The sequence below is a fragment of the Sinomicrobium sp. genome (genome assembly GCA_029266035.1).
GTDB lineage: Bacteria > Bacteroidota > Bacteroidia > Flavobacteriales > Flavobacteriaceae > Sinomicrobium.
On sequence record JAJUFH010000002.1, the window covers coordinates 211,577 to 223,357 of the forward strand.

At 38.6% G+C, this 11,781-nt stretch carries 8 protein-coding genes; 1 reads left to right on the forward strand and 7 read right to left on the reverse strand.

From position 1 onward, the window contains the following. Positions 1-130 precede the first annotated feature (130 nt). A complete protein-coding gene (locus tag ACYZZR_RS02765) occupies positions 131-1,282 on the reverse strand; it encodes a FecR family protein (protein ID WP_461532463.1) in 1,152 nt (383 codons plus the stop codon). A 96-nt stretch (positions 1,283-1,378) separates the two neighbouring features. On the opposite strand from ACYZZR_RS02765, the gene ACYZZR_RS02770 reads away from it, so the two are divergent. Beyond that, positions 1,379-1,981 carry an RNA polymerase sigma factor gene (locus ACYZZR_RS02770; protein WP_461532464.1) on the forward strand — a complete coding sequence of 201 codons (603 nt, stop codon included), beginning with the start codon at positions 1,379-1,381 and terminating at the stop codon, positions 1,979-1,981. 219 nt (positions 1,982-2,200) lie between these two features. Here the strand turns inward: ACYZZR_RS02770 and ACYZZR_RS02775 are convergent, their stop codons facing one another. The 6 genes from ACYZZR_RS02775 to ACYZZR_RS02800 all read right to left on the reverse strand — a co-directional run bounded on the left by ACYZZR_RS02775 (position 2,201) and on the right by ACYZZR_RS02800 (position 11,625). Next, entirely contained in the window at positions 2,201-3,544 is a 1,344-nt protein-coding gene (locus tag ACYZZR_RS02775; protein WP_461532465.1) for a DUF4302 domain-containing protein, read from the reverse strand. Between the two features lie 27 nt (positions 3,545-3,571). Beyond that, positions 3,572-4,459, reverse strand: coding sequence for a zinc-binding metallopeptidase (locus ACYZZR_RS02780; RefSeq protein WP_461532466.1), 888 nt, complete (start codon positions 4,457-4,459; stop codon positions 3,572-3,574). Positions 4,460-4,477: 18 nt separating this feature from the next. Then, entirely contained in the window at positions 4,478-5,995 is a 1,518-nt protein-coding gene (locus ACYZZR_RS02785; protein ID WP_461532467.1) for a RagB/SusD family nutrient uptake outer membrane protein, read from the reverse strand. Positions 5,996-6,006: 11 nt separating this feature from the next. Further along, positions 6,007-9,570, reverse strand: coding sequence for a SusC/RagA family TonB-linked outer membrane protein (locus ACYZZR_RS02790; RefSeq protein ID WP_461532468.1), 3,564 nt, complete (start codon positions 9,568-9,570; stop codon positions 6,007-6,009). 160 nt (positions 9,571-9,730) lie between these two features. Further along, positions 9,731-10,960 carry a FecR family protein gene (locus ACYZZR_RS02795; RefSeq protein WP_461532469.1) on the reverse strand — a complete coding sequence of 410 codons (1,230 nt, stop codon included), beginning with the start codon at positions 10,958-10,960 and terminating at the stop codon, positions 9,731-9,733. Positions 10,961-11,049: 89 nt separating this feature from the next. Further along, positions 11,050-11,625, reverse strand: a complete 576-nt coding sequence (locus ACYZZR_RS02800) for an RNA polymerase sigma-70 factor (protein WP_461532471.1) — start codon at positions 11,623-11,625, stop codon at positions 11,050-11,052. Between the last annotated feature and the right edge of the window lie 156 nt (positions 11,626-11,781).

An 11,781-nucleotide genomic window follows, 5' to 3' on the forward strand; every position in this document is an offset into this window, starting at 1 on the left:
TATTGGTGAAGACAATTCAGTTTTTCCAAATTCTTATTTAAACTGATTTTGGCAGCACACCTTTGTGAAACTGCAACAGCACAAATAATTGACGATTTATCTATTCATAGGCAAATGATTTTTAGATCGTTTAGTTGATAATTATCTTATTGTCTTTTATCTCATAATCGATGTCATAACTTCTATTGAAAGCCTCCAATACCTGCTCTATCGTCTCCACATCGAAGGTGGCGTCAAACCGCTGTTTGTCTAAGGTGGTATTGTTGTTGACAATCTTTGTATTGTACCGGCGTTCCAAGGCCCTCCTTATCTTCAGGAATGAAGTATTGCGAAACATGAGTTTCCCTTTTATCCACGCAGTATACAATTCTGTATTCACCTTTTCCACACGTATTTCGCCACTGTCTTTTACCCACTCTCCCTTATCACCGGGTTTTAACAAAACCGGAGCTTTTTCTCGTCCCATATCAGTTGACCAAAGCGAAACCGATCCTGAAACCAATACGGTATTGATATCCTCGTCTTCCGGATAGTGAGACACATTAAACTTGGTACCTAATACCTGCACCTTCACACCGTTGGCACTGACTGTAAAAGGACGCTTCTTATCTTCGGTTACTTCAAAATAGGCCTCTCCTGTCAGATAGACATTTCTAGCGGAATCTTTTACAAATTTCACCGGATATCTCAGAGAGGTACCAGCATTGAGAAATACCCTTGTACTGTCTGAAAGTACTAGATTGAATTTCTGTCCGTAAGGCACCTTTATGGTTTGGTATTCCGGTTTGTCGGATACTGGCGTATGGGTATAAATCAGCTTTGATTGCTCCTGATAGCCTATCACTTCACCTTGAGCATCTCGCAATTCACCTTTATTATCGGGATCTACAGCAGCTACACTTCCATCTTCGAGTTCTATAACCACCTCTTTCTGTTCAGATACTAAACTATAGCCTTGCTTCTCTTTAACATCTCCTCTTTTAAACCAATAAGCCAGTCCGAAAAACAACAGCCCGATAGCGGCGTATTTCAAATACGGATTTATTCTGCCCCTTACCGAAGCCCTCCTGTCCTTTTTAATTCGCTCTAAAAGCGTTTTTGTTATTTTATCTACGTCCGGTTCATTCACAGCAGAAATGGTTTGATAGTGTAGCGCTACATAAGATTCGAAGATCGGCAGATTTTCGTCTGCACTGATCCATTCATTCAAAAGCTCAAGATCCTTTAGAGTAGCTTCATGAGATAAATATCTGATAATACTATTTTCTATATCCTGATTCAAATCGTTCTTTTTTTAGTAATGACAAAGCAAATTTTAAATCCCCTTGCTTTTTGTGTAATTTTTTTATTTATTTATTGCGCAATAACAATTTTTGCAATGGACTACAGCAATGATTCATTTCTGATAAAGGGGTTGAAGGAAGGAGACGAAAAAGCCTATGTTTATATGGTGAGCCAGTACAACAAAAGGCTATACGGCTATGCCCTGTCTCTTACCAACAACCATATGATGGCAGAAGACATCCTCCAGAATATTTTCTTGAGGACATGGGAAGACCGGCGTCGACTGTACATAAATTCTTCTGTTCAGAACTATTTATTTAAATCGGTTCACAACGAATTTATAAACCAGTACAAGAAAAACAGATCGACTATGCTTCTGGAATTGAAATACCACGAGGCACTGCTAAAAATGGTTAAAGACACAGACACCACCCAATTGGAAGAGCGGATCGAACAGGTCAAAAAAGAGATTGAAAATTTGCCTCCTAAATGCAGAGAGGCCTTTGTGTTAAGCAGAAAGGAGGGGCTCACCAATATCGAAATCTCCGAATATCTGAACATCTCAGTAAAAACGGTAGAGAGCCACATCACCAAAGCTTTTAGCATACTGCGAAAGCGATTAGCTCATAAACCCTTGTTGTTTGTACTGTTTAAAAAAAGGCCTGGTTTAAAATTCTTCCCACTGGTAATAAAGTGATTTTTGTAGAAGAGGAGCCTCCTAATGTCGTAAACACAGACGCGTTTATGGCGTGTTTTGTATGTCAATGTCAGTCTCAGGGAAGAAAGAGCAAAAACATATATTTTCTTTAACAACCCACAGTGAGTGAAGCACATATAGAAAAAACGCCCAAAAAATGAGCGTTTTTTTAATTTGTCAATGTATTTTTTCGTCTTCAACTTCTCTAAAATCCTAAATTTAAAAAGTGTTCAAAACAGAATAAGTAGGAAAACGAACAGAAGGGTCTTTGGCACTGGTAAAAGTATATACCACATTAGTATAGGTATAGGTCTCTGATAATTTCTTTACAAATATTCCCTCAGGGCTAAAAAGTAAAGTGTCGAGATCTTCCAAAGCACTAATAACTGCTGAGTTTGTACCACTCCAACCGTCTGGAAACTCGTCTTCATCTATGTTTTCGGTAAGCACCATCTTGTTGTCTTCTACGTGATATGTAAAATAATGATATCCAGAATAATTAGTTTCCCCAACACGATAGCGGTACCTCACCCTTCCCTCATCTTCTGTCATAAACTGGATTTCTATACGCCATAATATTCTCCCTCCTGTCATTTTTTCATTGATGTTGTTGTAGATATTTACAAAGTTAGGTGAGGTATAGGGCGTATCCTCCAGTGTATCATCACGATAACTAAACATATTTTTAGTAAGGTGGATATCAGCTACATCATTTCCTAAATTATATGGAATCGAACTGTAATACAGTTTAGCCGTAACATCGCCATTCACCCCTATAAATCGATCCTCATCTTCCTCATAGAACATTTGCCCTATAGCTGACCCCTGATAGTTAACAGGTGAATGCATGAGTAAACTATCTTTGGTAAATGCAACCCCTCGATCTATGGATTGTACCACAGCTTCATCGGCATTGGTCAACGTCATCTGTCGATAGTATTTATCGTAAACCACCTCATACACCAGAGAATCTGTTCCATTACCAATAGTAAAAAAGCGATATACTGAACTAGTAGGAGATCCAATAAAAGCAGCTTCTGTTTCCATATTGAGTTTTATATCTTCCCAATCCTCCTCCGAGGCTTTTTTCAATATCAATTCTGAATTATTCCTCTTACTCTTTAATGTGATATCTCCATTTTCCTGTTCACCTATAAAAACAAAATCGTTAGACCCGTACCTTGCTTGCGGGTGAGATGAAGAGGGGTTGCTCAGTTCAGTAATAGGAAGATACGACTTAAAGCTCAATACCGGCCCCTGTGAAGAAAGCAGTCCGTAAACCCCATTTTCAACTTCGGGATTCTCTAATACATCTCCAATCATCTGAACCCCATTCTGTTGATCAAACTTCATTACAAAACTCCATCCTCCGGTATGAGTAGTATCTGGGAAGAAAGTGGTTTTCCAGCCGTCTCCGGCAGTGGTCAATTCATTTTTATAGCTCAATAATTGCTCGGTCATTCTCTCATCGGCCGGTACATCAAAAATCTCACTATCATCAGTGTTGTCGCAAGAACATATTCCCAACAACAAGCACAATAGCATATACCTATATATATTCATCGTTTTCTCTTTTTAAGTGTTCTTAGATTACTCCTCAAAATAGGACAATCTTTTTTCCGTAATAATCTCCTGCATCTCATACAGATCTATATTCCAAGATTCTTTGTAATAATCGACAATAATCGCCAGCTTTGCCCTAAGTGCATCTCTCGCGGCTTGGTTCCCTGGTGAATCCAGGATTTCCTCAAACTCTTCGGCAGATGTAGTCAACATAGTAGCCAATATTTCAACAAAATCCTCATCCATATTCTTAGCTGAATAAGGTGAAATATAGCCCAAATCAAGGGCTTCCTGATCATCGAGATTATTCCAAGTACTCCTATAACTCGGTGTAATGGCTCCAAATTTCTCCTTATCGTACTCCTTTGTCTGTTGTAAAATATGGCCAAACTCGTGCTCTATAGTATGAAAATAACGTGCGAACCGCGCTCTCGATTCTGCCGAAGTTGCAGCGTCGGCTGTGCGTTCAGTAAAATAATTGAGTTCGTAGAGCATCACTTTTTTACCTCCTTCGGCAACTCCGAGACGTCTTGTTCCATCGTTATTATAATTATAACTACCTACAAGCACCAATAATTTCGGGAAATACATTTTTACAAAATCCGATCCAGAAGTTTCTTCAAAAGGTCCTATCATAACTTTTTTAAAAGCATCCAGAAATGGTTTCACTTCCTCTTCTTTAGGAGGGGTAAGGTATCTGTTGATATCTAACTCATTATCGTCGAATGTATAAGTAACTGCAATATTATAGGGAGTGGTTAAGTTTTCTCTAATCCAGATATCCATTTCAGACAATTCAGGGGTACTGGTATCGATCCGGCTTTCTTCGAGTCCATCATCTCCACTACATGAAATAGTGATAACAAACACTCCAAACAGGAGTATTCCAATAGTATATATAGTGTTGTTTTTCATAACTAATCAATATTAAAGTTATCTGGGATTTTTCTCCAAAATAGACAGGGCTGTCTGAGGAATTTGCAATTGATGTATTGGAGAATCCCCCGGCAGCTCTCTCGGACTTTGCTCTACCAAATACTCCGAATCTCCATAACGGTGTATTATGGGAATATGAAAGCGCCTAATATCAAACCATCGCATTCCTTCTTCTATAAATTCTATACGCCTAGCATCTACTATTGCCTGTAACACGTATTTTCTATCCTCAGAAATGGCGTAGTAGGGGTTTAGGGGTTCTACATACTCCGGATACTTTGCATAGTATTCCCCTATGGATGAAGCATCGACTACATGACTATTGCTATAGTCTAAAATTCGTTTGGAATAAAAAAGGTTCAGGTCTTCTATAGCTGAGGCTATTTTCCCCTCCTGCATTAAACGTGCTTCTGCTCTGTTCAAAAGTACTTCTTCGATAGAAAACAATGGAAATTCCAGATATCCTCTACCTGTATCTCCTCCCGGGCTGTTGGGTACAAAATTCTCGGCAAACTTCGGGACATTGTAATACCCTGTAGAGCCGAATACTCGATAGGACCATGCCCCTCCTGTCGGATTGTGGCGTCTAATTACATTATCTCGAATATCTACGGTAATTCCATACCTTTGATTGGTATAGCGCCTACCCCACCACGATGTAGATTCAGTAACCATTAAATTAGCTTCGTTGGTAGGATCAGTATATTCTGCTTTTAGCTCTTCGAAGGTATCTGTGCTTTTTTTGCCGTTCCAATCTCTAAGCCGCGACATCACATCTCCCCTTAACACAGCATTGGCATATGTTTCTGCCTTTTCCCAATCGCCTTTAAACAGAAAAAAACGACAAGCAAAAGCATTTGCAGCCTCCTTGTTGAAGTGAAATTTAACTGCATCAACCACATAAGCATCATCTCGAATATCCGGTATGGATTCTTCTATTTCTTTTTCTATAAAATCGTAGATCTCCTGTACAGAAGCCCTGCTGTAATCTTCAAAAACAACAGTTTCAGGTTCCGTAACCAAAGGAACTCCCGGATCAGAATCGGCCGTTAAGGGGTTATAAGTTTTTCCCCATAAGTTTACCAACATAAAATGTGCATAAGCTCGGGGAATCCTAGCCTCTGCCCGGAGCACTCTCTCTTCTTCTTCATCGGCTTCTATCTCTTCTAGCCCTTTTAAGGCTTGATTGGCCGCTGCAATATTTGCGTAACTGTTATTCCAGAAATACTGCGGACTATCTTGGTTAATGTAACTAAAATTCTCTCTCCAAAAATAGGAATCGGTAGACATCTGATGTGCTTCTGGTCTAATAATCCCCTTGTCACCAGCATTATCACTCATATATTCTGTAAAAAAAACATATAGTGCCTGGGGATAAGCATCAACTAATAACTCTCTAATTTTCTCTGCAGAATCTAACGTAGTCCTGTTATCCGGCACCTCATCGAGGTATCCATCACACCCCCATACCATCAACAAAATCAAAAGACTAAATATTTTATATATTGCTTTCATCATTTCCAATTTTAAAACCCTACTCTAAGGGTATAAGTGATTATTTTGGTAATCGGGTATGCAACACCTCCCGACCTAAAAAACTCCGGGTCCTGTCCGCGTAATTTTTTATCCGAAAATATAAGCCACGGGTTTACGGCCTGTAGCTGCATGGAAAGATTGGACAGTCCTAAATTGGACAAGGTACTACCGTCAAAGTGATATGTAAAACCTACTGTTTTTAACCGAAGGAAATCCCCCTTTGCCACTCGTTCCGTAGAATAGTTGTAATTGTTGTACGTAACTCTCAAACTAGAATTTTTGCTGAGTTGAGGAGTAGACAAAATAGTGGGAATATTAGTCCTTTTCTCATCCCCGGGAATCAACCATCTGTTCTTAAACTCTTCGGTAAACACACTTAAATCGCTATACGAGGCAGAAAAAGCCGGATCTAGACGGATCACATTTCCTCCTTGATACGACAGGAAAAAATCGAGCTCAAAATTCTTATATCGAAAACGGTTGGTAAGACCCATGGTCAAATTGGGATCTACACGTCCTTCGTATTTGAGAAAGTCTACATCTATCGATTGAAAATTCACCTCTTGTGTACGCTCTCCGTTCTCGCCGTAGAAAGTAGGTATTCCTTCTTGATTCAAACCTGCAAATGGAATAGAATACAGCCCTCGCTGAGGCCCTCCTACATACGCGCCACCTCCGCTTAAAACCAAATCGACTACTCTTGGTGCATTTTCCAGACGAGTAATTTCCTGTTTATAAAGTCCTAAAGTAAAGTTGGTAGACCATTTAAAATCTTCCGTATTAAAGTTTTTGGTACTTAAGGTTAGTTCTACGCCATTAGTAGACATATCTGCAAAATTTGCCGCTTTGGTGTATTGCCCCCCTATTCCTGAAGTTTTAACATAATCTATAAGATCAAATCCCTTTCGAAAATACACATCTGTATTCAGTGTGATTCTATTGTTAAAGAATCCGAGATCCAGTCCTAAATTCAATTCGTGTTGTTTTTCCCACGTCAGTTCACTGTTTTCTAACGCATCGATATATATCTGGTTTTCTACACGACTTGCATCTCTTCGTATGGTAGTCGATGATCGATAGATTGCCAAAGCATTTTCTGCCACACCTAAGTTGGCCGTAAGCCCATATGTAGCACGTAATTTCAACCTCGATAGAAAATCTACATCTTCTAAAAAGGCTTCTCTTTTAATATCCCAGGCTCCACCTATATTCCAGGTAGGTAGCCAGCGTGCCTCACGCGAACTCCCCAGTTTATTGCTACCGTCGTACCTTCCTGTGAGTGTAAGTATGTATTTACTGTCATAAGCGTAATTAACACGAGCAAAATAGGAGAGGAAACGCTCCCTTTCTTCACTTACGCCAAAAGGCTTGGAGCTGGTTAGTGACCGGAATTTGTAAAAGTTAGGATCTACATACACAGTACTTCCCTTATCATATTGTATTCCAACACCTTCGAATTGAGAAAAATCTCGATCTATAAATCGCAATTCCTGTCCTACAAAAACATTCAAGTCATGTAGGTTGTTAAAATTCTTTTCATAATTGAGGGTATTGCGAAAATAATAACTCTCTAAGTCGATATTATTCCTGTTGTAAAACCCTCCATAAGGCAGTACTACCTGAGGTAATCGGTTGGGGTAATCCGGATCTTCAAAGAGGAAAACATTGGCCTCACGTACTATTGGATTGTCGGCAGCTCGATAGGCATTTGCCGCATTGGAATTCTCAGTTATAATATGTTTTTGAGAAGTCTTCACGTAACGCATATTTCCAATGGAATTCCACGACAAATCATCAGTAATATCATACTTCAGGCTAAGTTGAATTTTGGTATCCAACACATCCATATCCATATAATTATTATCCAGCTCTTTGAGAATATTAAAATCGGTCCAGTTCATGCGGTAATATTCATAATTTCCCTCTTCGTCATATATTCGCGAAGCTCTACTAGTATTTAAGGCATAACTGAAAGGATTGATATCAAAGTTCCTTTCGTATTGCCCATTAACCACATCAGTAGTTCTAGAAAAGGTACCGGGTAATCGCTGTTTTCTCAGAGATAGATTGGCTTGTGCTCCAAACTGCAGTTTTTCACTGAGCTGAAAATTAGCGTTGATATTAGCTGTCAACCTTTTGGTATTATTAGCTTTACTCCAGCCTGGATCGTGGTAATAACTAGTAGAAGCATATACCTGAGATTTCTCGCTTCCACTGGAGAGGCTCAGTGAATGTGTTTGTGTTTGCGACAGATTGAACAATTCATCAAACCAATCTGTATTTATCAACTCATAACGCTGTAAAAATTTCGCCTTTCCTTCCGGGGTATTATCGTAAACAAAAGAGCCATCGCTATTTAGGAGATCTAATGAATTGTAATACAAGTTAAATATTCCTCCATTCCTATTATTTGCCACATCGGTAATATTCAGATTTCCTTTGGCATCCATCTCTCGAAGTACCGAAATTTGGTCTTGGGAATTCATAATATTATAATTGTTGTAAGTAGGCTTGAGGTTTACCGAAAATTGCCCTGAATAATTAACAGACAACTTCCCTTTTTTTCCACTTTTGGTAGTGACTACTACAACTCCATTCATTGCTCGAGCTCCATAAAGCGAGGTCGCCGAAGCATCTTTAAGTACTTCTATAGATGCTATATCTTCGGCATTCAATCCAGCTATGGACGACGCTATTACCGTATTAGCATTTCCGGAAGACAATTGATCCGCTGTAATATTGACTACGTTTTCGAGCACTACTCCATCTACCACCCACAGAGGGCGGGTTTCACCATATATGGATGAGGCTCCTCGAATAGTAATCTTCGGGCCGGTACCGAAAGTTCCTGAGACGTTTTGGATAGAAACTCCTGCCACTTTACCCTCAAGCATTCTGGAAACTTCCGGCACCCCAGCTTGCTGTATATCTACCGGATTAATAGTAGAAGAAGCTCCTGTAAACAACTTCTTTTGAATATTCTGATACCCTGTTACTACTACTTCAGACAATTCAGAAATATCGGGTTCCATCTCAAGAGAAATTTCTTCTTTTCCTTCAACCGGAACTTCTTGGCTAACATATCCTATATAACTGAATATCAACACCGCATCAGAACTCACACGAATCTCGTAATTACCGTCAAAGTCGGTCGTCGTTCCGTTGCCGGAACCCTTCTCTATAACCGTAACACCAGGTAAGGCTACTCTGTTTTCATCTACTATTGTTCCCTTGACTAGGATTCGTTGTTGTTGTTTTGCTTCTTTATTGGGAATAATCAGTAAAACGCCATCTCCTTGACGTTCTACAATGTAGTTGCCGCCTACTATACGCTCTACGATATCTACTACATCCATATTTTCGAAGTCGACATTCACCAGTCTTTTCATGTCGAAGACCTCTGCATTGTAAAAAAAGTCGATATTGGATTCATCACTGACTTTTTTTAGTGCTTCTGAAAGTGTCACCTCCCCCATTTTGACAGTTATCTTCTGAGGAAAAGCGAAAGACGAAACACTGAACAAAATCAGCAATATAAGCTGAGATCTTTTCATAATCTGTAAGATTAATAGCTTATGATTTTGCAAGAACCCACATATTTTTGCAGGTATTATTTTTTCCATACTTTTACGTTTTAGTTTGTTGATTAATGCATCTACATACAATCGGCGGCTAAATACTTAGGGGGATGCTGCAACATTCCCCTTTTTTCGCCTAATTTTCACTAATAATTACTTCATAGGCATTTCGGTTTTTGTGGTGTTTGATTTGATAGTTTATTTTTGATGTCCTCGCAATCATATCGAGGATTTGATGGAGCGAATAATCTCTTTTAGCTACTCCTATAAAGAGTCTTTTTTTAAGAGACGGATTGGTAAAAGTAAAATCGAAGTCATACCATCGCCCAAGTTTTACGAGTATATTATCTAAGCGTTCCTTTTCAAAGTAGAACTTGCCATCTTTCCAAGCAGTGTACAATTGTGCATTTACTTTTTTTACATTTGCAGTTCCATTTTCCATATCGAGTATTATCTGCTCTCCTGGAGACAAATAGGTTCCGTCATCAACCTCATCTTTTGGACTATCGAGTTTTACGCTACCTTCGACCAAAGTGGTCGTGAAGAAATTATCCTCTATATAGGCACTTACATCAAATTGGGTTCCGAGAACAGTGATATCTCTTACAGCTGTTTTTACAATAAATGGTCGGGATGTATCTCTCACAATATCAAAATACCCCTCTCCTTCCAGTTCAACTACCCTTGTATCTTCCGAAAAAGATTCCGGGAATTTCAAGGAAGATGAAGAATTTAGCAACACTGTAGAACCATCGGGCAACGCCAACTTATAAACCCCTCCTTTAGGGATGTGTAAGGTATTGTACTTCTTCTTTACGACATCACTTTTCGCTTCCGACTTTCCCCTATAGATCAATAAATTATCTTTATTCTCTACCTCTACCAGATCGTCGACCATCACAAATTGATCCTTATTTTTCTCCAAATTGATTTCTTTTCCATCTGCCAATATCAATGTAGCCTTCTCATACCCTGGCTTAATAGTATTTACGATCTCCACACCGGGTTCAATTCGACTACTCTCTTCTCTTCCATAAAACAAGAAGTAACCACTTACAGAAAGGGCTATGATAAAAATGGCCGCATATTGTATTAAGCGATACCTCTTTTTGAATCTTTCAGTTTTTGCCCTTCTTTCCTCCAGCCTTTTTTCAAAGAGCTGATATGCCCTATCCTTGTCAACAGTTTCATAAATTTCCTTATTTCTTTCGAATTTTCCTCTGTCTATAAGTGTTTGGTAAAGTTTGTAATTTCTTTCATCGCTCAACCAGAGATCCAGTTCCTCTCGCTCGGTTTGCCCCAACTGTTCAGCAATCGATTTATAGATTAAATCTACAATGTGATATATATAATCCTTATCAGACATTTAAAAGTGAATTATGAATATTAAGATATCCGTTTCACTTATAAAGAGTAGTTATTTTTACAATTGGGCGTAAGTAAAAATCAGAAAAATTACTTTTTTCTTAAAATTTCAGGAGGATATTCAATTAAAAACAATATGGTATAAAGTTTTTTCAGCTTCATTTTCAGGAGTTCAATAGCTCTGGTCCGTTGTGATTTTACGGTATTTACAGATATCCCTAATTCTTTGGAAATCTCCTTATATGGCATTTGATAAATACAAGACAACAAAAAGACATCTCGACACCTGTCGGGTAATTCCTTTAATGCATTAAACAGCATAGTATGCAACTCCTCTTCTATGATATAGGCGTCATATCCCTCGTGGTCTTCAATCTCTATACCGGATATATCTAACGGGATTTCCTTTTTGTTTTGTCGGAGGTACGCCAAAGCTTTGTTGCGAACCACCACATAGAGATAAGATTTAACGTCTTTTATATCCACAATCTTATCACGTCTATCCCACAATGCCAACATAGCGTCTTCTACAATTTCTTCAGCTGCAAACTCGTCTTTTACAAATTTCAAACAATTAGATAATAGCCGTGGATACAATTCGTAAAAAAGCGCTCTGAAAGAATGTTGAGAAAAAGTAGTATTTTGATTTTTCGATTTGATAATTATTTAAACTAAAATATTAATTGAGTTATGTATATAAATTCTATATTTTTATTCCTTAAAAATCAAAGGAAATGACACAATTTAAAGGACAAAATATCATAGACTTTTTGAAAGTTTTCCCGGATGATGCTTCCTGCAAGCGCTATTTGGCCGAGTTGA